The 24,111-nt window shown below is 65.7% G+C and carries 19 protein-coding genes; 12 read left to right on the forward strand and 7 right to left on the reverse strand.

Annotation, left to right across the window (positions count from 1 at the left end; all coding sequences use genetic code 11):
- Nucleotides 1–11: 11 nt before the first annotated feature.
- From ACMZPQ_RS07580 to ACMZPQ_RS07605, 6 genes are all read left to right on the forward strand, one after another.
- On the forward strand, nucleotides 12–3,080 hold the full coding sequence (locus ACMZPQ_RS07580) for a TonB-dependent receptor (protein WP_197580210.1): 3,069 nt from the start codon (nucleotides 12–14) through the stop codon (nucleotides 3,078–3,080).
- Nucleotides 3,081–3,157: 77 nt separating this feature from the next.
- Complete coding sequence (locus ACMZPQ_RS07585; RefSeq protein WP_312647320.1) at nucleotides 3,158–4,561, forward strand: CehA/McbA family metallohydrolase domain-containing protein; 1,404 nt, start codon at nucleotides 3,158–3,160, stop codon at nucleotides 4,559–4,561.
- Between the two features lie 184 nt (nucleotides 4,562–4,745).
- Nucleotides 4,746–5,432, forward strand: a complete 687-nt coding sequence (locus ACMZPQ_RS07590; protein ID WP_197580209.1) for an RNA polymerase sigma factor — start codon at nucleotides 4,746–4,748, stop codon at nucleotides 5,430–5,432.
- Nucleotides 5,429–6,466, forward strand: coding sequence for a FecR family protein (locus ACMZPQ_RS07595; RefSeq protein ID WP_197580208.1), 1,038 nt, complete (start codon nucleotides 5,429–5,431; stop codon nucleotides 6,464–6,466). The genes ACMZPQ_RS07590 and ACMZPQ_RS07595 overlap by 4 nt, the downstream gene beginning before the upstream one ends.
- Nucleotides 6,467–6,574: 108 nt before the next feature.
- Nucleotides 6,575–9,031, forward strand: coding sequence for a TonB-dependent siderophore receptor (locus tag ACMZPQ_RS07600; protein ID WP_312645335.1), 2,457 nt, complete (start codon nucleotides 6,575–6,577; stop codon nucleotides 9,029–9,031).
- A gap of 46 nt (nucleotides 9,032–9,077) precedes the next feature.
- Nucleotides 9,078–10,961, forward strand: coding sequence for a PepSY domain-containing protein (locus tag ACMZPQ_RS07605; RefSeq protein WP_197580206.1), 1,884 nt, complete (start codon nucleotides 9,078–9,080; stop codon nucleotides 10,959–10,961).
- A gap of 23 nt (nucleotides 10,962–10,984) precedes the next feature.
- Here ACMZPQ_RS07605 and ACMZPQ_RS07610 read toward each other — a convergent pair whose 3' ends face one another.
- Genes ACMZPQ_RS07610 through ACMZPQ_RS07625 form a run of 4 tightly spaced genes read right to left on the reverse strand, consistent with a single transcriptional unit; the run spans nucleotide 10,985 to nucleotide 14,748 of the window.
- The gene (locus ACMZPQ_RS07610) at nucleotides 10,985–12,022 is read right to left on the reverse strand and encodes an alpha/beta hydrolase (RefSeq protein ID WP_197580205.1); all 1,038 of its coding nucleotides are present in this window, start codon (nucleotides 12,020–12,022) and stop codon (nucleotides 10,985–10,987) included.
- Nucleotides 12,019–12,495 carry a (R)-mandelonitrile lyase gene (locus tag ACMZPQ_RS07615; RefSeq protein ID WP_414485934.1) on the reverse strand — a complete coding sequence of 159 codons (477 nt, stop codon included), beginning with the start codon at nucleotides 12,493–12,495 and terminating at the stop codon, nucleotides 12,019–12,021. Before ACMZPQ_RS07615 ends, ACMZPQ_RS07610 begins: the two co-directional genes overlap by 4 nt.
- Nucleotides 12,496–12,520: 25 nt before the next feature.
- A complete protein-coding gene (locus tag ACMZPQ_RS07620; RefSeq protein WP_197580204.1) occupies nucleotides 12,521–13,507 on the reverse strand; it encodes an aldo/keto reductase in 987 nt (328 codons plus the stop codon).
- An 11-nt stretch (nucleotides 13,508–13,518) separates the two neighbouring features.
- Nucleotides 13,519–14,748 (reverse strand): MFS transporter, encoded by a 1,230-nt coding sequence (locus ACMZPQ_RS07625; protein WP_197580203.1) that lies wholly within the window; start codon nucleotides 14,746–14,748, stop codon nucleotides 13,519–13,521.
- Nucleotides 14,749–14,917: 169 nt separating this feature from the next.
- Between ACMZPQ_RS07625 and ACMZPQ_RS07630 the strand changes: the two genes are divergently transcribed.
- Both ACMZPQ_RS07630 and ACMZPQ_RS07635 read left to right on the forward strand, forming a co-directional pair.
- Nucleotides 14,918–15,805: a LysR family transcriptional regulator gene (locus ACMZPQ_RS07630; protein WP_053508457.1), complete on the forward strand. Its 888-nt coding sequence runs from the start codon at nucleotides 14,918–14,920 to the stop codon at nucleotides 15,803–15,805.
- Nucleotides 15,806–15,908: 103 nt separating this feature from the next.
- Nucleotides 15,909–18,560, forward strand: a complete 2,652-nt coding sequence (locus tag ACMZPQ_RS07635) for an excinuclease ABC subunit UvrA (RefSeq protein WP_414485935.1) — start codon at nucleotides 15,909–15,911, stop codon at nucleotides 18,558–18,560.
- A gap of 54 nt (nucleotides 18,561–18,614) precedes the next feature.
- Here the strand turns inward: ACMZPQ_RS07635 and ACMZPQ_RS07640 are convergent, their stop codons facing one another.
- A complete protein-coding gene (locus tag ACMZPQ_RS07640) occupies nucleotides 18,615–19,568 on the reverse strand; it encodes an alpha/beta fold hydrolase (protein ID WP_197580201.1) in 954 nt (317 codons plus the stop codon).
- 168 nt (nucleotides 19,569–19,736) lie between these two features.
- Between ACMZPQ_RS07640 and ACMZPQ_RS07645 the strand changes: the two genes are divergently transcribed.
- The 4 genes from ACMZPQ_RS07645 to ACMZPQ_RS07660 all read left to right on the forward strand — a co-directional run bounded on the left by ACMZPQ_RS07645 (nucleotide 19,737) and on the right by ACMZPQ_RS07660 (nucleotide 22,784).
- Nucleotides 19,737–20,306 (forward strand): TetR/AcrR family transcriptional regulator, encoded by a 570-nt coding sequence (locus ACMZPQ_RS07645; protein WP_133934686.1) that lies wholly within the window; start codon nucleotides 19,737–19,739, stop codon nucleotides 20,304–20,306.
- Between the two features lie 61 nt (nucleotides 20,307–20,367).
- Entirely contained in the window at nucleotides 20,368–20,844 is a 477-nt protein-coding gene (locus ACMZPQ_RS07650; RefSeq protein WP_049458548.1) for a nuclear transport factor 2 family protein, read from the forward strand.
- Between the two features lie 140 nt (nucleotides 20,845–20,984).
- Complete coding sequence (locus ACMZPQ_RS07655) at nucleotides 20,985–22,082, forward strand: hypothetical protein (RefSeq protein ID WP_197580200.1); 1,098 nt, start codon at nucleotides 20,985–20,987, stop codon at nucleotides 22,080–22,082.
- 213 nt (nucleotides 22,083–22,295) lie between these two features.
- Nucleotides 22,296–22,784 carry a YbbD-related protein gene (locus tag ACMZPQ_RS07660; protein WP_414485936.1) on the forward strand — a complete coding sequence of 163 codons (489 nt, stop codon included), beginning with the start codon at nucleotides 22,296–22,298 and terminating at the stop codon, nucleotides 22,782–22,784.
- 10 nt (nucleotides 22,785–22,794) lie between these two features.
- Here the strand turns inward: ACMZPQ_RS07660 and ACMZPQ_RS07665 are convergent, their stop codons facing one another.
- Nucleotides 22,795–23,220: a hypothetical protein gene (locus ACMZPQ_RS07665; RefSeq protein WP_312645308.1), complete on the reverse strand. Its 426-nt coding sequence runs from the start codon at nucleotides 23,218–23,220 to the stop codon at nucleotides 22,795–22,797.
- A 45-nt stretch (nucleotides 23,221–23,265) separates the two neighbouring features.
- Nucleotides 23,266–23,622: a hypothetical protein gene (locus ACMZPQ_RS07670; protein ID WP_197580198.1), complete on the reverse strand. Its 357-nt coding sequence runs from the start codon at nucleotides 23,620–23,622 to the stop codon at nucleotides 23,266–23,268.
- Between the last annotated feature and the right edge of the window lie 489 nt (nucleotides 23,623–24,111).

Genomic DNA, 24,111 nt, shown 5'->3' on the forward strand with positions numbered 1-24,111 from the left:
TGGACCCTACGATGCGCCGCACCCTGTTCCTTTCCATTGCCCTTGCACTGCAGATCACCGCCACGGCCGGCGCCAACGCCGCAGAACCGGCCCGCGTCGCCAGCGAAGCGATCGCCTCGCAGCCGCTGGACGGGGCACTCAACGCGCTGTCGCGCCAGACTGGCCTGCAGTTCGTCTACAACGCACAGAATGCCGGCAATCCGCGCACGCCGGGCGTACCGGCCGGCCTGAGCGCGGACGCAGCGCTGACCCGCCTGCTGGCCGGCACCGGCCTGCGCTACCGCTACCTCAATGCCACCACGGTCACCATCGAGGCACAGGACGCCAGCGCTCCTGCAGCCACCTCCGCGCTGGCAGCACCCGAAGGGGTGGTGGGCGCAGTTGCGGCATCGGCGCCGGCCGGCGCTGCGAACTCCGGTGCGCAGGCGGCCAACCTGGAAACCATCCAGGTCACCGGCAGCTACAGCCGCAGCCTGGAGAAGGCCGTGGACATCAAGCGCGCCACGGTGGGCTTTTCGGATTCGATCGTTGCGACCGACGTGGCCGATTTTCCCGAACAGAATCTTGCAGAAGCCCTGCAGCGGATGCCCGGCGTGACCATCGAGCGCAACAAGGGCCTGGGCACCAAGGTCAATGTGCGCGGCCTGCCTTCGGAGTACACCCACGTTTCGATCAACGATCTGGCGACCGCCTCGGGCAGTGGCGGTCGCGACGTGGAGTTCGACATGTTCGCCTCGGAGATCATCCAGCAGGTGACCGTGCAGAAGTCGCCCACCGCCGCCGACGAAGAGGGCGGCATTGCCGGCTCGGTGAAGATCTCCACCGCACGTCCGTTCGACTACAACGAACGCAAGCTGGTGTTCTCCGCCGAGGGCGCGCACAACAGCATCTCGGAGGAGGTGGACCCGCGCTTTGCCTTCCTCGCCGCCGATACCTGGGGTGACTGGGGCGCGCTGGTCTCGTATTCGCAGTCCAAGCGCACCAACCGCACCGACTCGACCTCGGGCATCAACTTCCGGCCGTCCTCGCGCTTCCTCACTGCCTCGGGCACCCGCGGCACCCAGGCGCAGGCCGTGCTGCTGCGCGATGCGGGTGTCAACATCACCAATCGCAATGATGCCGAGCAGACCAACCGGGTCGTGTTCCAGGACAAGGTAGGCGACCGCGTCTACCTCAACGAGCAGGACAAGTGGGGCGCCACCGGGTCATTGCAGTACAAGCCCAGCAACAACTTCAGCCTGACCTTCGACGCGATGGTCGGCGGCTATGACAGCACCGAAGACGAGTACGATGCGGCCGCCTATTCGGCCTCCAGCCGCAGTACGTTCGACACCATCCATGCCTACGATGCCACCACGCTGTCCGAGTACGGCATGGTCGTGCTGCGCGATGTCTCCTACACCGCCACCCAGCACGAGATGCTGAGCAAGGAGCGGATCAACAAGACCGACTACAGCCAGTACAGCATGGCGATGGACTGGAAGGGTGACCGTTGGTACGTGGATGCGCTGGTGGGTTACTCCGGCGCGGAAAAGACCTCGGATTTCTCCAACCTCAAGCACGTGGCCTATGCGCCGTCGCGCACCCGCTGGACCGGCAGCAGCGGTGAAACCATTCCGACCGCCGCCGCCGGCAGCTTCGACATGTACAACGACCCGGCCCGGTACCTGTTCGAGGCTTACGAGACCACGCTGGAGAAAGTGAAGGACGACAAGTACGCCGCCCAGGTCAATGTCACCCGCCTGCTGGACATGGCCTTCCTGCCCGCGCTGCACACGGTCCGGTTCGGCGCGCGCTACACCGATCGCTCCAAGGAGCGCCAGTACGGCGAGCTGAAGATCACCGGGCCGACCGCAGGCAGTAGCGCCTGGGTCAACACCCGCACGATGGCCGACAGCCCACTGCAGTACATCAACGACATCGTTCCTGGCGGCAGCTACTCGAACAAGGGGCTGGCGTGGCAGCAGATCTCCAACGACTACGCACGCAGCGCGTTCCGCTACGCAGGCTTCCAGACCCCGTTCGATCCTGGCCAGTTCTACCAGGTGGACGAGAAGGTGATGAGCTTCTACGCGATGGCCGACTTCGCCTTCGATATCGGCAGCGTGCCGTTCACCGTCAACGCCGGAGCGCGCTACGTGGACACGAAGGTCGATTCGTTCGGCTATCACCCGATCCAGCTGCCCAACGGCAGCACCGGCTACACCGACACCCCGGTGTCGAAGGACGGCAGCTATGACGACCTGCTGCCCAGCTTCAACATGACCGCCGAGTTGTCGCACGGCCTGCTGCTGCGCGCGGCGGCATCCAAGGTGATGATGCGCCCGGCGCTGACCGACATCGCCTACAAGCGCACCGCCAGCTGGGGCTCCTACCGTTTCACCGACGGCAATCCTGAGCTGAAGCCCACTTATGCCAAGCAGTGGGAGGTCGGCCTGGAGAAATACCTGGACAACGGCGCGCTGTTCGCCGCCAGCTACTTCCGCAAGAACATCGATGGCGTGGTGATCAACTCGCTGACTGGCGTGGTACCAGATGTGGCGGTGTACAACGCCAACGGCAGCCTCAATGGCATCTACGATTTCGATGTCTACCAGCCGGTGAATGCCAAGGGCTCCTACCAGGTCGATGGCGTTGAACTGGTAGCACAGCTGCCGCTGAACATGTTCACGCCGTGGCTGGACGGGTTTGGCATCAATGCCAACTACACCATGCTGGACAGCTCGCTGGCCGGCGAATCCAGCCTGGGCATCCGGACCCCGATGCCGGGGCTTTCGGAGAAGACCTGGAACCTCACCGCCTACTACGAAAACTCGCGCTTCGACGCGCGCGTGTCCTACAACCACAAGGGCGCCTACGTCGAATCGATCGGCTACAACCTGTACCCGATCTGGCGCGATGCGTACGGCCAGATGGATGTGTCGATCGGCTACCGCATCACCGACAACATCAAGATCAGCCTGAAGGGCATCAACCTCACCAACGAGCGGACCAGCGGCTACACCATGGACCCGTCCTTCCCGACCATGGATGAGACCTCGGGCCGTCGCATCAGCCTGGGCCTGCGCGCGGACTTCTAAGCAGGCATCCACGCACCGGCAGCGTGCGGACCCGCAAGGGTCCGTGCGTCGTCCGTGAGCTTTTCAGAGGTGAATCCATGAAGAATTTTGTAATGCTGGCGCTGCTCGCAGCGGCGGCCCCGGCATTCTCGGCCCCGGCGGCGGCAACGACGGCAGACGACGCTGGCCGCCAATGGCTGGCCGGCGACCACCATGTGCACAGCGAATGGAGCGTGGACTGGGACCGCCGCACCACGCCGCCCACGCCAGTGCGCGGTGGCGACTCGCCTTACAGCCGCAGCCACAACGCGGCACAGGCCAGGGCCTTCGGCCTGCGCTGGATGGTCCACACCGACCACGGTGGCCACGGCCACTCCGCGGTTACCCGCGACCATGCCTATCCCGCGCTGCTGCAGGCGCGCACCGATGTACCCGAGGTGATCCAGTTCAACGGCATGGAATTCGATGTACCCGCAGGTGAGCACGCCTCGCTGATCATCGCGCCGGGCCCGCAGGAGCAGGAGCAGCTGGTCGTCGCCGAGCGGGACTTCAGCCGCAGCGAGCCACTGCACGGCAGCCGCGATAGTGAACAGCAGATGCAGGCGGCATTGACCTACCTGCGCGGCCTGGCCCCTGCGCCACTGCTGTTCATCAACCATCCTTCGCGCACCGCGACCGGCATCGGCGAGTGGGGCGAGGTGACCCCGGACGAGCTGCGCGGCTGGCACGCGGCTGCGCCCCACGTGCTGGTGGGCATGGAGGGCGCCCCCGGGCACCAGGCCATCCGCAGCGAACGCGGGCTGTACCGCAACGCGGCCGCGCCGACACTGGGCGGCTACGATCAGATGACCGCGCAAGTCGGCGGCATCTGGGACCAGATGCTGGCCGATGGCATCCGCTTCTGGATCACCGCCAATTCCGACTCGCATGTGAACCTGCGCGATGGTGGGCGCGATTACGACCCGGGCGAGTACAGCAAGACCTATGCGTGGGCGCGGCCGGAGGCCGAAGACATCCTGGATGCCCTGCGCAACGGCCGCATGTTCACCGTCACCGGCGACCTGATCGATGCGCTGGAGCTGCGGGTAGCCGCGGGCGACTCCAGCGCCGGGATGGGCGGCACACTGGTGCTGCCGCCAGCGCAGACGATGCAGGTGGAGGTACGGGTACGGCAGCCGGCGCGCGCCAACGCGAACGGCCAGCATCCGGCGCTGAAGCGCATCGAGCTGATCATGGGCGGCAGGGAGGAGGGCGGTGCGCTGCAGATGCAGCGGCGCGGATTCGACGCCGCAACCTGGCAGCGTGACGGCGACTGGATCGTGGCGCGCTGGTCAGTGCCGGTGCCGCCGCGCCGTGGCTTCGTGCGAGTGCGGGGCAACAGCACCGGTGCGGTGGATGCACTGGCGGACGCGCCCGGCGAGGATCCGTGGGCGGATCTTTGGTTCTATTCCAACCCGGTGTTCGTCAGGGTTGCCGAGGGTGCTGAGCCGCCGCGCGAGTGATGTAGCACCGGCGCGCCTTTCGCGAGGAGGGACGGGCAGGGCGGGGGAGTTCCAATTGCAAATGACTCTCACTACACTTGCAGGCCTCCACCCGTCTGTCGCCTAGTGCGGCCAATCCGCCGGCTATCCAAGTGAATGTCCCGCCCCACCTGTGTAGACCGCAGGCATATGTCCTGAGGGCGCCGTGTCCGCGCTAGGCCGGGGCACGAGCGGGGCCGCGAACCACAGCGCATCAGCAGAGGCAGGCCTGGCCGAGAGCGGCTCATCCACGGGCGGGAACCTGCTGGCCAAAGCCTATGCCCGTTGGCGGGCGCCCATCCTCCGCGGCCTTGCGCGTGTCAGAGGCGGAGACGCTGAGGACGCCCTGCACGACGGCGCAGTCAAATGGATTGCGGCAAATCCTTCGCTGGCGTCCAGCGACCAGCAGGGCGCCTACCTTCGCCGGACGGTAATGAACACCGTGGCCGATGAATACCGCGAGCGCAGCGCAGGCCGCCACGTGCAGACCGTGCCTCTGGCAGATACGGAGGATGCCGGCCATCCCATGGCCAGCGATGAATCACAGTGCCCGCTGCAGCTCACCGCACAGCGCCAGCGCCTGCAACGCCTGGCAGATGCGATGGCCGAACTGCCCGAGCGCCAACGCGAAGCATTCGTGCTCTGCCGCTTCGATGGCCTGACCCAGGAAGAGGTGGCCGCCCGCATGCAGATCTCCCGGCGCATGGTGGTCAAGCACCTGTCCCGCGCGGTTGCCTACTGCCAAGTGCGGGTACGCTATGCGTCCCTGGAACAGATGCAGGAACTGCATCGGTCCACCGGGGCAGGCGAGGAGTTGGCGCCTGCCATTGATGCCGATCTTCCCTGCCGATGACCGATCTTCCTTCTGCCGCAGGTTCTGACCCGTTTGCCCTGCACGAGGCGGCGGCCACGTGGCTGCTGCGACGGCAGGATGTGGACTGGCGGCCAGATGACGAGGCGGCCCTGCAGCACTGGCTCGCTGAGAGCGAAGCGCACCAACAGGCGTTCACCGAAGTGGCCCAGACCTGGCACGACCTCGGCCAGCTGCCGCGCCCCGCATTGGCTTCGGACACTCAGGCCGCGCGTGCGCCAGCGGCACCTGCCGCCCTGCGACGGGACGGCGTGACGCGCCGGGCGCGGTCGCGACGCCTTCCTCGCATGGCGACCGCTGCGGCAGTGGCGCTCCTGGTACTGGGTTGGGTCGGCTACGGGTGGTACAGCACGCCCAGCTACGTACAGGACGTGAGCACCGGCGCTGGCGAGATCCGCGATCTGCAACTGCCGGACGGCTCACGGATTTCGCTCAACGCCCGCAGCACGCTGGCCGTGCATTTCTACCGCTCCCGCCGTGAAGTGGTGCTCAGCCAGGGCGAGGCGTTCTTCGAGGTCGCCCCGGCGGCCGAGCGGCCGTTCACCGTGGATGCCCAGCGCAGCCGGGTGACCGTGGTGGGCACCGCCTTCAATGTGCGCAACGGGCCGGGCGAAGTGCTGGTCAAGGTGCTGCATGGGCACGTGCGGGTACAGCCGGATCGCACCGAAGGCACCGCGCCGGCCAGCCTGTACGCCGAACAGGGCCTGGCCGTCACCACTGCCACAGCCACGTATCGTCCCATTTCTGCCAGTGCAGACAGCATCGGCGGTTGGCGCAACGGGCGCCTGGTGTTCCGGCGCACCCCGCTGGACGAAGTGGCGCAGGAAGTCGCGCAGTATCTGGGCCACCCGGTCACGCTGGGCCAGCCAGGGCTGAAATTCCTGCCGGTTTCCGGCTACGCCGCCACCGACGCCCCGGCCAGCTTCGTCGAGGCGCTGCCGGACCTGTTGCCTGTACGGGTGACCCGCACGGCGCAGGGCGGCTATCGCATCGACGAGCGGCCTGTCACGCGCTGACGCCGCAGGAAGAAATTTTTCCAGCACGGGTTCCCACCCCATCGCTGTTTTCCGTTTACCCCAGTGAGGCCAGTGGTGGCCAAGCATGATGGAGTGGTAATGGGGTACATGAAGATCAAGCGCGCACTTGTCGCCCGCGCGTTCTCTACCGGGGTACAGGCCACGCGGCTGCCGCTGCTGGCCGTGTGCATTTCCAGCGCACTGGCTGCGCCGGCTATCGCACAGGCGCAACCGGCGGCGCGCATGCCGTTCAATATTCCAGCCCAACCGCTGGATGCAGCACTGCGCCGATTCTCCGAGCAGTCGCGGCAGCAGGTGTTGTTCAGTGAATCGGCAGTGGCCGGCCGTCGCGCGCCGGCGGTTACGGGCAGCTACACGCCGCAGGAAGCACTGGCGCGCCTGCTGGAGGGCAGTGGGGTACGTGTCAACGCCACCCGCCCCGGCGTGTTTACGCTGGCGCAGGACCCAGCATCACCTGCGAGCAGCAAGGATGCCCAGACCACCCTGCAGACGGTGAACGTGACCGCCAACGGCCCAGGCGATGGCTCCTACACGGCACGCGAGCTGAGCCTGGGCAAGCTGGGGCAAAGCATCCGCCAGACCCCGCAATCGGTCAGCGTGATCACCCGCCAGCAGCTGGACGACCGCAACCTCACCACGCTGGACGAGGCGCTGGCGCAGACCACGGGCGTGACCAAGACCGCCCGCAACTTCGGCAACCACAAGTTCTCGATCCGCAGCTTCACCGTGGACGACAGCAACTATCTGGTCGATGGCGTGGCCGGCATCGTCTATGCCCCGGTGGGCTGGCTGCCGATCGACACCGCCGTGCTGGAGCGGGTTGAAGTGCTGCGCGGTGCCGGCGGCATGATGCTGGGCGCGGCCGACCCCAGCGGGGCGATCAACATGGTGCGCAAGCGCCCGCGCGACCAGGCCCATCTGGATCTGGCGGCCACGCTGGGCTCGTGGGACAACTATCGCCTCGAGGTCGACGGTGGCGGCCCGCTCAATGCCGCTGGCACGGTACGTGGCCGAGTCGTCGCCGCCTACCAGGACCGCGACTACTTCCAGCGCGGCACCTCATCGAAGACGCCGGTGGCCTACGGCGTGATCGATGTCGACCTGGGCCAGGACACCACGCTCACCTTCGGCCTGCGACATCAGGCCAGTGACACCGACGGCTACTGGCTGTTCGGCCTGCCGCGCTATACCGATGGCGGAGCGCTGGACATCAAGCGCTCCACCTCGCTCATCCAGGACTGGAACCGCCAGGAAGGCTCCGTTGACGAAGCCTTTGCCGAAGCGGAGCACCGCTTCAACGAGCGCTGGAAGGCGCGCCTGTCGGTGAACCGCACCGAATCAGACCTGGACCAGCGCGTCGCGGTTCCGGTGGGCGGGGTGGACCGGGCCACCGGCATCGGTTCGCGCTTCTATGACATCTACTTCAACCAATCGCGCGTGCGCAGCGACGGTATCGACCTGCACACCACCGGCAGTTTCGACGCCTTCGGCCGCAGCCACCAGCTGCTGCTGGGCGCGATGTGGTCGCGCCAACGCACCCGCCAAAGCTCGGCGGACCTGGCCATCGACGTGCCGATCAATGTCTACGCACCGGACCACAGCGCCATTGCACAACCACTGCAACCCGCCTGGGACTGGTCGGAAAACGCGCGTGCGCAGCAGAGCGGCCTGTACAGCAACCTGCGCCTGCAGCTGGCCGCACCGCTGCACCTCACGCTGGGTGGCCGGCTGAGCTGGGTGAAGTTCCAGTCCAACGATGGCTTCACCGGCGCCAGGAGCCGCGACTACGAACAGAAGCACGAGTTCACCCCCTACGCCGGCCTCGTCTACGACCTGGGCCCGCAGTGGTCGGTCTACGCCAGCTACGCCGATACCTTCCAGCCGCAGAGCTCCTACGTCACCTCATCCGGTGCGGTGCTCGATCCCGCCATCGGCGCCAACTACGAGCTGGGCGTGAAGGGCGAACTGAACGATGGGCGCCTGAACGTCTCCGCTGCGGTGTTTTCCATCCGCAAGACCGGCAACGCCGTGGTGGACGCGTCCGACCCCGGCAGCTGCCCCGGCTCGCTGGCCTCGTCCGATTGCTACCGCAATGGTGGGAAGCTGCGCAGCAAGGGCTTTGAACTGGAAGCCAGCGGCGAACTGGCGCCCGGCTGGCAGATGATGGCGGGCTATACCCACGTCACCAGCCGCGACGATGAGGGCGCCACCATCAGCGCCGAAACGCCGCGCCATCTGCTGCGCCTGTCGACGTCCTACCAGCTGCCCGGCCGGTGGAATGCGTTCTCCGTGGGCGGTGGCGTATCTGCGCAGAGCAGCTATTCCTATCCGGCCTACGACGACCCGGACTGGCGCATGGGTGCGGCCGGACGCGCGGTGTGGGACCTGCGTGCCGGCTACCGGATCAATCCGCGCTGGAGCGTGGGCGTCAACGTGGCCAACCTGTTTGACACGCGCTATTACGCGATGATCAGCCAGATCCGCCGCGGCAACTTCTTTGGCGAACCCCGCAACGTGATGCTGACGCTGCGCGGCGCGCTGTGATCCTCCGCAACCGGCGGGGCAGGGGCATGCCCGCCACGGGGATGGCATGAAGGCGGGCTTCCGGCAGAGCATGTCGTGGCTGCACACCTGGTGCGGACTGACCTGCGGCTGGCTGTTGTGCGCGATCTTCCTCACCGGCACGCTCAGTGTGTTCCGTGAGCCGATCACGCGATGGATGGAGGCCGGCCCGGTGCCGGCCTCCCCGCAGGAAATGGATGCAGGTGCGCAGGCAGCGCGAGCGCAGCAGTGGCTTGCCAGGAATGCCACGGATGCACAGGTCTGGGAGATTCACTGGCCCGCCCAGCGCGGATGGCCGCTGCAGCTTGCGTGGCAGGATCGAAACGGCATCGAGCACGCGCAATGGGTGGACGCCGACACGGGGCCCCTGCGCGCCGCGCCACGGGTAAGGCAGACCGAAGGCGGCCGCCACTTCATGTCATTCCATTACACCCTGCACGGCGGCATGGCCGGCTACTGGCTGGTCGGCTGGATCACCGCCTGCATGCTGCTGGCGCTGGTGTCCGGCGTGGTGGTGCACAAGCGCATCTTCAAGGACTTCTTCACCTTCCGCCCGGGCAAGGGGCAGCGCAGCTGGCTGGACGCGCACAACCTGAGTGCCGTGCTGACCCTGCCGTTCCTGTTCATGACCGGCTACACCGGGCTGACCTTCTTCTACAGCAGCTACCTGCCGTGGCCCGTGCAGGCAGCCTATGGCGATGCCGATGATGCCTATCCGCGCTATGCAGCCGAACTGGCACCTCCCCAACCGGCTGCACCGGGCATCCTGGTATCTGGCGCGCAGCTTCCAGATCTGCAGCAACTGCTGGAACGGGCGCAGGCCATCAGCGGTCAGCGGCCGGCACGGGTGACCATCCAGGTGCCGGGCACGGTACACAGCGTGGTGGAAGTGGAAGGCCGCAAGACAGCGGGGAACACCGGCAAGCACCTGTTGAGCGAGGCCAGCCGGGTGACCTTCGATGCGGCCAGCGGCAGGCTCCTGCAGCAGCATGCAGCGCATCCGCAGCAACTGGGTGCCGTGCAGGTACACGAAACCATCGAAGCCCTGCACAAGGCCGATTTCGGTGGCTGGCCGATGAAGTGGCTGTACTTCATCAGCGGCCTGCTGGGCACGGCGATGATCGCCATCGGTACGCTGCTGTTCTCCATCAAGCGGCGCAAGCGCAGCGAGCAGGAGTTCGGCGCCGCCACGGCAGGCATCTACCGTTGCGTGGAGGCGTTCAACGTGGCATCGCTGGCCGGGGTGGCACTGGCAAGCATCGTCTACCTGCACGGCAATCGGTTGCTGCCACTGGAAATGAGTAATCGCAGCGCGTGGGAGATACGCATTTTCCTTTTAACCTGCGCGGCCTCGGTGCTGCACGCACTGTGGCGCCCACCGCGCCTGGCCTGGATCGAGCAGTTGTGGCTGACCTCCGCGCTGTGCCTGGCACTGCCGCTGGTGAATCTGGCAACCACCGGACAGGGGCTGCTGATGTACCTGCAGCGCGGCGCATGGCAGCAGGCCGGCGTGGAGCTGGTCGCCTTGGCCTTCGGGCTGGTGCTGGCAAGAATGGTCCTGATGCTGCAGCGCCGCTGGCCACAGGCGCAGGAGGCCGCGCGCAGCGCCAAGCCGGCGCCCGGGCAGGGCGCGGTCCATCGCTGGCAGGTGGCGAGCCGGGTGCTGGCTGCCTCGGTGGGGGCCTACGTGTTCACCGCGCTCACCGCCACGGCACTGGCGCTGTTGCTGCCCTCGCTGGTGAATATACGCACATCCGTTTCGGTCCTGACCAGTTCGCTGCTGGGGTTCGTGCTGTTGATCGCCGTCGCCGTGGGCATCTTCAGCGCCCGTAGCGTGGGGAAGGTGTGGTTGGTCGTGGTGGCAGGGAGCGCCCTGATGGGAGTGTTGGTAGCGATCCTGCGGTCGGGGTGAGGGCAGGGGGGGGTGTCGGCCTATCACATGCTTCCATCCAGGCTCTTCCGGAAGAACGCCCCCAGCTCTGCAAAGGGAATCAGATCGGTCCGGTCATACAGATCCACATGGCCTGCACCCTTCACCCACAGCAGCCTCTTCGGTTGTCCCGCCAGCCGGTAGGCTTCCTCGCTGAATTCCCTTGAATGCGCCTGATCACCCGCGATGAACAGCATCGGACGCGGCGAAATGGTCTCGATGTCGTTGAACGGATAGAAGTTCATGAACTTCACATTGCTGGTCAGCGTCGGGTGCGTGGTGAGCTCCGGTGATGAGCCGGCCGGCGTGAACTCGCCGCGCGAAGTGCGGTAGAAGTCGTAGAACTCGCGCTGGATCGGATGAGTGTCTGCCTCAAGCCTATGCACCGTACCGGAGGTGTACTGTGTGGCGCCGCCCTCGGCTTCAACCCAGCGCTGGCGCGCGGCGGCAGCAATCACGGCCTTGCGCTGCTCTACGCTCTGCGAGCGATTGAGGGCACTGCGGTTCGCAGCGCCCATGTCGTACATGCTGACGGTGGCAATGGCTTTCATGCGCGGGTCGATCTTGGCCGCACTGATCACGAAACTGCCACTGCCACAGATGCCCAGCACGCCGATCCGCTCGCGATCCACCTGCGGCTGCGTGCCCAGGTAGTCGACGGCGGCGCTGAAGGCTTCGGCATAGATGTCCGGCGCAACCGCATTCCGCGGCTCACCCGCACTTTCGCCCCAGAACGACTGATCGATGGCCAACGTCACGAAGCCCTGTTCGGCAAGCTTCTGCGCGTAGAGATCCGCGCTCTGCTCCTTCACCGCGCCCATCGGGTGACCCACGATGATGGCAGGCAGGGCGTGCCCGGGCTTTCCATTCTTCGGTACGTACAGATTGCCGACGATCTGCATGTGGTACTGGTTGCTGAAGTGCACCTTTTCAGTGATGAGCTGGGTGCTTCGATAGAAATTGTCCGCGCCGTGGGTCATGTCCTGTCCAACTGCAATGAAGGGGATGGTGGCGAGAGCCAGAGACAGCAGCAGCGTCTTCATTCGCTCATCTCCGAATACTGCTCGTCGCTTACCTTCTCCAGCCACGTCACCGGGCTGCCATCCACCGCCTCGGCAATCGCAATGTGGGTCATCGCTACCGCGGCACTCGCGCCATGCCAGTGCTTCACGCCCGGGGCGATCCACACGGTGTCACCCGGTCGGATCTGCTGGCGCGGCTGACCCCACTGCTGCACCCAGCCCACGCCTGCCGTCACGATGAGGGTCTGGCCCAGCGGGTGGGTGTGCCAGGCCGTGCGTGCGCCGGGCTCAAAGGTAACCGTTGCACCGCCTACGCGTGCCGGCGCAGGGCGTTGGAAGCCGCCATCGATGCGCACGTTGCCGGTGAAGTAGTCAGCGGAACCTGCAACGGACGAGGCGCTGCCCGCAGGCGTTACGTTCAGGCCGGTGCTGGTCGAGCCGTCGCCAGCCGCAGGCGCGGCCATGGACATCAAGGTGCCGAGAAGCATGGACATGGGGAGTGCTCCAGGAGTTGGGGGATTACCAGGCGTAGGCATTGGGTGCCTCGCCGCCAGGGCCGGGCCAGATCGCATCCAGCCGAGCCAATGACTCGCCTGAGAGCTTCAGGCGAGGGGCCTTCAGGTTCTGCAAAAGCTGGTCCACCGTGCGCGGCCCGCTCAGCACGGTGGTCACCACCGGGTTGTGCAGCAGCCAGCCCAGGGCCACATCGGCAGGTGCTTCGCCCAGTTGATCGCAGAACGCCTCGTACGCTTTGAGCTGGGGTCGCAGGCGTTCAATGCGGTGCAGGAGCTGCGGGGTGGCGCGACGGCCGCTGGCCACCTTCTTCAGCACGCCGCCCAGCAACCCCATGCCGATCGGGCTCCAGGGAATCAGGCCCAGCCCGTGGTAGCGCAGTGCCGGGATCACTTCCAGTTCCACCATGCGCTGGGTCAGGTTGTACAGGCTCTGCTCGGCCACCAGGCCAAAGCTGTGCCGTGCGATGGCCACGCCCTGTGCGGTGGCGATGTCCCAGCCGGCGAAATTGCTGCTGCCCACGTAGGTGATCTTGCCTTCGCGGATCAGCTGTTCCATCGCCTGCCAGATTTCTTCCCAGGGCGTGGCTCGGTCCACGTGGTGCATCTGGTACAGATCGATGTGATCGGTCTGCAACCGGCGCAGGCTGGCCTCGCAGGCGCGGCGGATGTGGTACGCCGACAGACGACGATCATTCGCGCCCAGCCCCATCGGCTGATACACCTTGGTCGCCAGTACCAGGCCGTCACGCTTGCCACTGCGCTTCAGCCAGCGCCCGATGATCTCTTCCGAGAGGCCGAAGCCCTGCGCCATGTCCGGTGACTGTGCCCCGCCGTAGACATCGGCGCTGTCGAACAGGTTGATGCCGGCGTCCACGGCAGCATCCATGATGGCAAAGCTGGTCGCCTCATCGGCAAGCTCGCCGAAGTTCATGGTGCCAAGGCCCAGCCGGCTGATCTTCAGGCCCGAGCGGCCCAGAGAGGAATAGTGCACGGGGAACTCCTTCAGGAATGAACAGGCACGCGTTGCCGCTGCGCCGAGCGCGCCGCGATGTACGAGGTGACCATCGAGCCCAGCAGCAGGAGGGCGCTGAACCAGAACGTGGCGCGGTAGCCCTGGTGGTCCAGAAGCAGGCCGCCCACGGTGGCACCAATGGCGACGGCCATCTGCACCACGGCCACCATCAGGCCGCCGCCGGCCTCTCCGTCATCGGGCAGGGTGCGGGCCAGCCACGACCACCAGGCCACGGGCGCCGACGTGCCAAGCAGGCCCCACAGCGCGAACAACACCGCCACCCTCGGCAGCGTGTTGCCGATGAGGATCATGCACGCAGCCACCAGGGCCATCAGCGCTGGCAGCAGCACCAGCGTGCGGAACATTGCCTTGTGCACGAAGGGCTCGATCAACACCGTGCCGGCCAGGCCCGCAGCGCCCATCAACAGCAGCAACAGCGACAACGTTGAAGGCGATACGTGCAGCGTGGCTTCCACGAACGGCCGCAGGTAGGTGAACAGCGAGAACTGGCCCATGAAGAACAGGCTCACGCCCACCATGCCCCACGCCACCGGCGGGCGCTTCAACAGCGCGAACACATTCCACGAAGCGCGCCCGGCGGTCGCCTTCATCGGTGGCAACGCGGCGATCTTCCACAACAGGGCCACTACGGCCACCGGCACCAGCGAGAAGAATGCGCCGCGCCAGCCGATGATGGCGCCGAAGTAACTGCCCATCGGTGCAGCAATGACCGTGGCAAGCGCGTTGCCGCCGTTGACGATCGCCAGTGCGCGGGGCACCTGGTGGGAGGGAACCAGGCGCATGGCGGTGGCCGCCGACATGGCCCAGAAGCCACCGATGGCCACGCCGATCAGTGCACGGCCCAGCATGAACACCGGGAAGCTGGGCGCCAGGGCCGCCAGCGTGCCCGAGAGGATCATCGCGGTGGTGAGGCCCAGCAGCAGCCATTTGCGGTCCAGCTGCCCGGCCAGTGGCGAGACCAGCAGGCTGGTAACAAGGGCGAACGCGCCGGACACCGCAATGGCCTGTCCGGCTTGGCCTTCACTGACCCGCAGGTCGGTGGCGATGGGTGTCAGCAGGCTGACCGGCATGAACTCGGAAGCAACCAGGGCGAACGCGCCGAGTGACAGGGCCAGCACGGCTCCCCATTCCCTGGGGGTTGCCGAGCGGGCAGGCGCGGCCACGCCCGCACCGGCCGGGGGAGGATTGAGTGAACTCATGAAGGTTTCCAGGCCCGGAAGGGCGATGACGGCGGAAGGCTCCGGCTGCCGGAGCTCCCGTGGTTGGGGGAGGGGGCCAGTCTGGACCACGCACGGACACTTGATTAGATAATCAATTTCGAATAGGTCAATTAGTTGCGCTAATTAATCCCTGTGACACACTGCGCCCATGGCACGACGCAACTTCAATGACCTCCTGGCTTTCGTGACCGTAGCGCGGGAGGGCAGCTTCACCCGCGCGGCGGGCGTGCTCGGAGTTACCCAGTCTGCACTGAGCCAGGCAATCAAGACCCTGGAAGAGAGCCTGGGAATCCGGCTGCTGACCCGCACGACGCGCAGCGTTTCGCCGACCACCGCCGGCGAGCGCCTGCTGCAGTCGATCGGCAACCACTTCGACGACATCGAAATGGAGCTCGAAGCCCTTACTGCGCTGAGAGACACGCCAGCCGGGCAGGTCAGGATCACCAGCGGCGACCACGTGCTGCGCACCGTTCTGCTCCCCAAGCTGATGCCGCTGCTGCATCGCTATCCGGACATCCGCATCGAGTTCGACGTCAGCTATGCATTGCGTGACATCGTTGCCGACCGCTTCGACGCCGGTGTCCGACTTGGCGAATCCATCGACAAGGACATGGTTGCCCTGCCCATCGGCCCACGCCTGCGCATGGCCACCGCAGGGACGCCGGGCTACTTCGCTGCACACGGAATTCCGAAGATGCCAGGTGATCTGACCGGCCACCGATGCATCAACATCCGCCTGCCCACCAGCGGTGGACTGTACGTGTGGGAGTACGAGAAGAAGGGTCGCGAGATCAATGTGCGCGTGGATGGCCCGCTGGTGTTCAGTACGTCACCGCACATGGTCGATGCCGCGCTTGACGGCCTGGGACTGGTGCATCTGCCTGTCGATGAGCTTGCGGCTCACCTTGAAAGCGGTCGGTTGGTGCGGGTGCTGGAAGACTGGTGCCCACTGTTCCCCGGCTATCACCTGTACTACCCCAGCCGACGGCAGCCTTCCCCGGCGTTCAGCCTGGTGCTGGAGGCATTGCGGGTTTAGATCGATACCGCGCTCACCCTCACCACATTCACCCCGCAGCAGCGAAAATGCATCCTTGGGCGCGCCCTGAAGCGCGCCACTCACTGCCTGCAGGATCGTAACGATGTCCAACACCCCCTTTGGCGAGTCGTCATGCGCTGCCGCCGCCAGCGGTTGCGTCGAGGTGCGTGGTGCACGCGAGCACAACCTCAATAACGTCGACGTCTCCATTCCGCGCAATGCACTGGTGGTGTTCTCCGGGGTCTCGGGGTCGGGCAAGTCATCGCTGGCCTTCGGCACCGTGTTCGCTGAAGCGCAGCGGCGCTACTTCGAGTCGGTAGCGCCATATGCACGGCGCCTGATCGACCAGGCAGGCGTGCCCGATGTGGATGCCATCGACGGGCTGCCCCCGGCAGTGGCCCTGCAGCAGCAGCGCGGGGCCAGCAATGCGCGCTCATCGGTAGGCAGCGTGACCACGCTGTCCAGCCTGGTGCGCATGATGTACTCGCGCGCCGGGGCCTACCCGGCCCATCAGCCCATGCTGTATGCCGAAGACTTCTCGCCGAACATGCCGCAGGGCGCCTGCAGCACCTGCCACGGCCTGGGGCATGTCTACGAAGTGACCGAAGCGCTGATGGTGCCGGACCCGTCGCTGACGATCCGTGAGCGCGCCATCGCCTCCTGGCCGCCGGCTTGGCATGGCCAGAACCTGCGCGACATCCTGGTCACGCTCGGCTACGACATCGACGTGCCGTGGAAGAAGCTGCCGAAAAAGGACCGCGACTGGATCCTGTTCACCGAGGAAACGCCCAGCGTGCCGGTCTACGCCGGGTTCACCCCTGCCGAGACCCGCGCCGCGCTCAAGCGCAAGCTCGAACCCAGCTACATGGGCACCTATACCGGCGCGCGCCGCTACGTGCTGCATACCTTCGCCAACACCCAGAGCGCGCTGATGCGCAAGCGCGTGTCGCGCTACATGGAAGGCAAGCTGTGCCCGGCCTGCCACGGAAAGCGGCTGAAGCCGGAGGCACTGTCGGTCACCTTTGCCGGTGTGGATATCGGTGAGTTCATGCGGCTGCCACTGGACCAGCTGGCGGAGCTGCTGGAGCCGGTGGCACAAGGTGATTTCAGCGCGCACAGCAAGGGCGCTCGCACCCGCAGGAGTGTGACACCCCGCGATCGCGCGCGTCGGGCCGCGAGTGGCCAAGCGACCCACGAGGGCGCCCCCGACGTGCGGTTGACCTCGGCCCTGTCCGAAGAGAAGCGCCTTGCAGCCCAGCGGCTGGCAGGCGGGGTGATGGCGCGGGTACGCCAGCTGCGTGAACTGGGCCTGGGCTATCTCTCGCTGGATCGCGCCACGCCCACACTGTCGGCCGGCGAACTGCAGCGGCTGCGGCTGGCCACGCAGCTCAGTTCGTTGCTGTTCGGCGTGCTGTACGTGCTTGATGAGCCCTCGGCCGGCCTGCATCCTGCCGACAGCCAGGCGCTGTACGACGCGCTGGACCGGCTACGTGACGGCGGCAACTCGGTATTCGTAGTTGAACACGATCTGGAACTGATGCGCCGCGCGCAGTGGCTGGTGGATGTGGGCCCAGAGGCGGGCGAGCACGGTGGGCGCGTGCTCTACAGTGGCGAGCCCGATGGCCTGCGCCACGTCCAGGAATCGCGCACGGCGCGGTATCTCTTCGACCAGGTACCTGCGCCCGCCAGCCGCCTGCGCAGCGCCGGCAACTGGCTGAAACTGGAAGGCATCCATCGGCACAACCTGCAGGGTGTGGACGCACAGGTGCCACTCGGGTTGCTGACCGCCGTCACCGGCATCTCTGGCTCCGGCAAGTCCAGCCTGATGGCACAGGCGCTGCCGGAGCTGATGTTGCTGCACCTGGGGCATGAGCCGGTGGACGAGGGCGCGGACAGCGAGCCCGCCGACGGGCCGACTGTGATCGAAGCAACGCGAGGCCGCTTGGCTGGCGATGTGGATGCCATTCAACGCGTCGTGCAGGTCGACCAGAAGCCGATCGGGCGCACGCCGCGCTCCAATCTGGCTACCTATACCGGCCTGTTCGATCACGTGCGCAAGCTGTTCGCCGCAACACCGGCCGCGCGCCGCCGCCGTTTCGACGCGGGCCGTTTCTCGTTCAACGTGGCCAAGGGCCGGTGCGAAACCTGCGAAGGCGAAGGGTTTGTCAGTGTCGAACTGCTGTTCATGCCCAGCGTCTATGCGCCGTGCCCCACCTGCCACGGTGCGCGCTACAACGAAGCCACGCTGAAGGTGCAGTGGAATGAGCGCAACATCGCCGAAGTCCTGCAGATGACAGTGGACCAGGCGCGTGCGTTCTTCAGCGAAGAGGATGTCATCGCCCGCCCGCTGCAGTTGCTGCAGGAAATCGGCCTGGGCTACCTGAGGCTGGGCCAGCCGGCCACCGAGCTTTCAGGTGGCGAGGCCCAGCGCATCAAGCTGGCCACCGAGCTGCAGCGCAGCCAGCGCGGGCGCACACTGTACGTACTGGATGAACCCACCACCGGCCTGCATGCCTCCGACGCGGACCGGCTGCTGGTGCAGCTGCAGCGGCTGGTGGACGCCGGCAATACCGTGGTGATGATCGAGCATGACATGCTCGCGGTCGCGCAGGCGGACTGGGTGATTGATGTAGGCCCTGGCGCTGGTGGGGCAGGGGGCACCATCGTGGCGAAGGGAACGCCGCAGCAGGTGGCGCGGGCCAAAGGCAGCAGGACGGCGCCATTCCTTGCGCGCGAGCTGGGGCAGGGCGGTTGAGGCGCAGGCCCAACTGAAAAAAGGCTCCGGCGAGATGCCGGAGCCTCGGGGGACTCACTTCTCCTGCAGGAACGTCAGCAGGTCCTGGTTGACGCGATCCTTGTGCGTGTCGGTCAGGCCATGCGGTGCGCCCGGGTACACGATCAGCCGGGCGTTCTTGATCAGCTTTGCCGACTGGCGACCGGAGATGTCGATCGGCACGATCTGGTCGTCATCACCATGGATGACCAGCGTCGGCACATCGAATTTCTTCAGGTCGGCGCGGAAATCGGTGGCCGAGAACGCAGCGATCGAATCGTAGGTGTTCTTGTGGCCGCCCTGCATGCCCTGTGCCCACCACGCATCGATCAGGCCCTGCGATACCTTCGCGCCCGGGCGATTGAAGCCGTAGAACGGGCCCGACGGGATGTCCTTGTACAGCTGCGCGCGGTTGTCCATCTGCGCCTTGCGGATGCCGTCGAACACTTCAATCGGCAGGCCGTTGGGGTTGTCGGCGGTCTTCAGCATGAACGGCGGCACCGAGCTGATCAGCACCGCCTTCTTCACCCGGCCGGTGCCATGGCGGCCGATGTAGCGCACCACTTCGCCGCCGCCAGTGGAGAAGCCCACCAAGGTCACGTCGTGCAGGTCGAGCGTGTTGATCACCGCGGCCAGGTCATCGGCGTAGTGATCCATGTCATTGCCTTCCCACGGCTGGCTGGAGCGGCCGTGGCCACGGCGGTCGTGCGCGATGACACGGTAGCCGTGGTTGGCCAGGAAGATCATCTGCGATTCCCAGCTGTCCGAGTTCAGCGGCCAGCCGTGGCTGAAGGTCACCACCGGGCCGTCCTTCGGACCCCAGTCCTTGTAGTAGAGCTGCACGCCATCGGCGGTGGTGATGTAGCTGGCGGTGCGGGCGACGCTGGTGATCGGCGCGGGCTTGGCCGGTTCGGCGGCCTGCGCGGACAGGCCGGCCTGGACCGAGAGGGCGAGGGTGGCAACGGCCAGGGTGCGGGCGAAGGTGTTCATGCGGGAACTCTCATGGGTGGGTGGTGAGGCGTACTTTGCGCCTGCAATCAGGCGCCCGGGTGATGCAATGTCCGGATTTCTTGATAGATCGTCTTGCATGGATGTGCGCACTCGAAACGCCGCCCGCCGTGCGTTGACACGGTAGAACGCGCGTTCTACCATGCAGCCATGCACAAGACCGGCACTGACACCGCGCAGAAGATCCTGGCCACCGCCGAGGCGCTGATCTACCAGAACGGGATCCACGCCACCGGCATGGACCTGCTGGTGAAGACCTCCGGCGTGGCGCGGAAAAGCATCTACCGGCACTTTGAAAACAAGGACCAGGTGGCCGCTGCGGCATTGAACGCGCGTGACGTGCGCTGGCTGGACTGGTTCCAGCAGGCGTGCGACAAGGCCGACAGCCCGGAAGCGCGCATCCTCGGCATGTTCACCGTGCTCAAGGGCTGGTTCGAGTCCGAGGGCTATCGCGGTTGCGCCTTCATCAACACCGCGGGCGAGGTGGGCGACCCCGACGATCCGATTCGCCACATCGCAAAACACCACAAGCAGAAGCTGCTGGACTACACGCTGGAACTCACCACGCAGCTGGATATCGAGCAGCCGGACGCGCTGGCGCGGCAGCTGCTGGTTCTCATGGAAGGCGCCATCACCGTCTCGCGCGTGATGGGCGACTACAACGCCGCAGACACTGCCAGGGATGTTGCAAAGGTGTTGCTGGAGCAGGCCAGGCGCTGACGCCTGAGCCATCAAAACCCGTCGAAGCAGCCCGTTCATCCACTTGATTGGAGGCCCCACCGTGTCTACTGAAGCACCCCGTCCGCCGCTGCCGCCGTTCACCCTTGAATCGGCCATCGAGAAGGTTCGCCTTGCCGAGGATGGCTGGAACTCCCGCGATGCCGACAAGGTTGCATTGGCCTATTCGCTCGACACCCGCTGGCGCAACCGTGCCGAGTTCACCCACGGCCGCGAGGAAGCGCGGCAGTTCCTGGCCCGCAAATGGAAGAAGGAACTCGACTATCGCTTGATCAAGGAACTGTGGGCCTTCAGCGGCAACCGTATTGCCGTGCGCTACGCCTATGAATGGCACGACGACTCCGGCAACTGGTTCCGTTCCTATGGAAACGAGAACTGGGAATTCGGAGCGGATGGGTTGATGGAGCATCGGTTCTCGAGCATCAACGACATGCCGATCAAGGAGAGCGAGCGCAAGTTTCATTGGCCGCTGGGGCGTCGACCGGATGATCACCCGGGGCTGTCTGATCTGGGCATGTGAGCACGGCTGGCCGACGTTCGCTTCACCCTCCATTGCGTAACCTGCACGCCACAGCACGTCATGCCTCACGGTGAGGCATGACGCGCATCAAGGCTGGAATCGAGTGCTTTCACTCGCAGAACAGGAGGCAGGACGCGACCGTGAGGGCAGTTCCCATCATCATCGCCGCAGCACTGGCCACGCCATCGCTTGATGCGCGCGCGGCCAGCGAAGACCGCAACACAGCGCCTCATTTCGATCTCGGTGGCGCAGTCCGATTCAACTATGGCTGGCTCGATTACGGGCCCACCAGCCGCCTGCAGCTGGAGCTGCTTCGCGCCGACATCGATGCCGGCAGCGGGCCTTTCTCCTTCTCCGCGCAGTACCGCTGGTACGACGGCTTCGATGCCGTGCATCACGCCTATGCGGGCTGGCAGTTCACCGACGCCACGCAGCTGAAGGCCGGCATCCAGCAGGTACCTTTCGGGCTGCTGCCCACGGTCTCGCAGAGTTTCTGGTTCGGGTCCGGCTACTACCTGGGCATCGAGGACGACTACGACCCGGGCGTGGTAGTGATCCACCAGGCCGGCAATACCACCTGGCACCTCGGCTGGTTCTCGGGTGACGAGTACGGAACCGGGGGCCGCTACGACCGCTATTCCTTCGATGTGGCACAGACCGATGCGTTGCCGTATCGCGAACGGCAGCGGTTCAATGTGCGCGTCGAGCAATCGCGAGACTGGGCAGGCGGCGAACTGCTGGTTGGCGCATCGGCCTTCGCAGGCAAGGTGCAGAACACACGCAGCCGCCGCCATCACGACCACCAGGCCGCCGCCGTGCATGCGCAGTGGAAGCGCGATGGCTGGACCACCCAACTGCAATGGGCGCGCTACCGCTACAGCGTGCCCGGCGAACGCATCGCACTGTCGGCGTTCCAGGCCCCGTTTGAAATCGCGGCCGAGGCCGATGTACCCAGTGCCAACGTTGCCTATTCCTTTGGCCCGCGCGGCTGGCTGGACGATGTGACCTGCTACAACAACCTCAGCATGACGCGCCCGGTGGGGCACAGCAGCGGGGTGCGCGACTCCTGGCAGAACGTCACCGGCTGCAGCCTGCAGAAGGGCGTGGTGCTCACCTATGTCGACTGGATTGCCGGCCGCAACATGTGGTTTGCCGGCGGCGATGGCATCGGCATCAACAACGGCGGCCCGTCGCGCTGGCATTCGCGGCTGAACCTGAATATCGGGTTCTACTTCTGAAATAGCCGGCCTCGTCCCTTCAACATGGAAAATCGTGCTGGGACGGGCGTGCTATCAGCCACTCGACGAACAGGTGGCGGTCTCCATGAGGGCGTGGGGCAGGATGGCCATTGGGCGCCCGAGCGAGCGTGACGCGTCACGGTAATTGGCCGAGTGCGGCGCGGCGTCCTGCGGCGTGCCACTATCCGATACCGAGATCGGATTCAGCTACCTATGACCCCCCATGGACTCGCGCGTGTGGTGTTTGCATCTGCGTCACTGTTGTTCGCAAGCTGCGCAGTTCCTGACGGCGTTGTGTCAGATCAGTACGAAACACGTCTGGAAGCGGAAGAGAAAGGCGCATTTGCCAGGGGGTGGCTGCCAGAGGAGATGCCAGCTTCTGCCGCGGACATACGTGAAGTCCACAATGTAGATTCAAACGAGATGTGGATTGGTTTCTCGTACAGCGGCAGTGATGAGAGGGCGTTTCTCAAGGGCTGCACGCCCACCAGCACCTTTGGTTTTCCGGATTCCAGGCGGACGAGAAGGAACGCACCGTGGTGGCCTGATGATCTGTTGAGTGATGCGCCGCACCCCGATGGCGCTGGCGGACATGAGGTCTACGCATGCGAAGCGATGCGGCACGCAGGAAATGCACTTCCTGCAGGCGCCGTAGTGCTGCTCGCGCGGCGAAAGATCTATTACTGGGTGAGCAAAAGATAACGACACTCGACTACTGCACACCACATCGCACACCATCAGGCACCTCGCCCGCGAGCATCTGCAGCACCCGATCCATCAGAACAGGTTCTGGCACCCCAGCCAGCACCTGCTCCAGATAGTCCACGGGCTCCAGCTGCCATTGAATCAGCGCACGCAACGGCACAACGGCGGGCGCCCGCTGATTCGCATCAAGTGAGACCTGCAACAGCACATGCTGCGGCCGCCTCTCCAGCCACAACACGGGCACGCCCCTGCAATGAATCTGGAAAGAGGTGTCTTCATGCCGTTCCACGAACTGGAAGCCGTGACCTGACCGAACCTCCACGAACTGCATCGCTTGCCGGCGCAGCTGTGAAAATCGTTCGTTGGAGATGCGCTGGAACGCGATAGGCGAGGGGACGGGTGGCTCCAGCCACTGCGCCTGTGCGGCAAGCACGACCCCAACGCACAGGGCCGTGGCCGCCCGCCTGCACCAGGCCACTCAACCCTCGGGGCGCACTCGCGTGCTGGCGTGCGCGGTGAGTCCCAGTCCGGCCATGATCAGCCCCTCCATGATGCGCGGGCCGACGTCCTGCTCCAGTTCGCCGTCCTCGCGGGCGCGCTGCGCGGCCAGCAGGATCTCCATCACCACGCGAAGGCCCGCCAGCGAGCAGTCAGTGTCGGCAAGCGCGGTGCGTCGGCCCGGCATGAGGTGGCGCTCTGGCCAGGGCTGGCCATCGGACGTGGCGCCCGAACCGATGCTATGCAGAAGGGCAACGAGGGTGTTGCGGTCCAGTACGGGGCCGTTCGCGGGCTCTTCCCGGATCGGTTGCGGGGCAGGGGAGTAGCGCTTGGTCATGGCAGGGCTCCTTGCGGGCAGGCAGAAGCCGCCACCGATAAAGGTGGCGGACGGTGCGAGGTTCGAAACCCGGTGTGCAATCAGACCGGCGGGCGCAAGGCCCCCACGCACCGCCCGCCATAGCCGGCCGACGGATTGCCAGCCGGCACCGCACGGAGTGGTGCCGACTGGCAAGCGCTTTTTACGATTGCACAACCGGGGTTTCGAAGCCCGGCCACCTGTTCAAGGGGGCACAGCAATGAATACGCCCGGTTGTGCGCGATGCCAATGCAGTAAGGCCGATGCCGTCACCACATTCAACATTTTCAGAATCGTTGTATATGGCGCAATGTGGCTGAAACCTTGGGCTATAAGCCTATCGGCCGCGTGTGTGACACAGGCCCGCCTCCTAGTGTCAGCGGTCAGTAGCGCCAACGTTGGGGCGTATGCGACAGCCCGGGGTTCCCGTGACTGCCGTCGATATCCCCCGTTTGCCACGCCGGGCTGCCG

It is taken from the genome of Stenotrophomonas maltophilia, assembly GCF_047497515.2.
In the GTDB taxonomy this organism is placed as follows: Bacteria; Pseudomonadota; Gammaproteobacteria; order Xanthomonadales; family Xanthomonadaceae; genus Stenotrophomonas.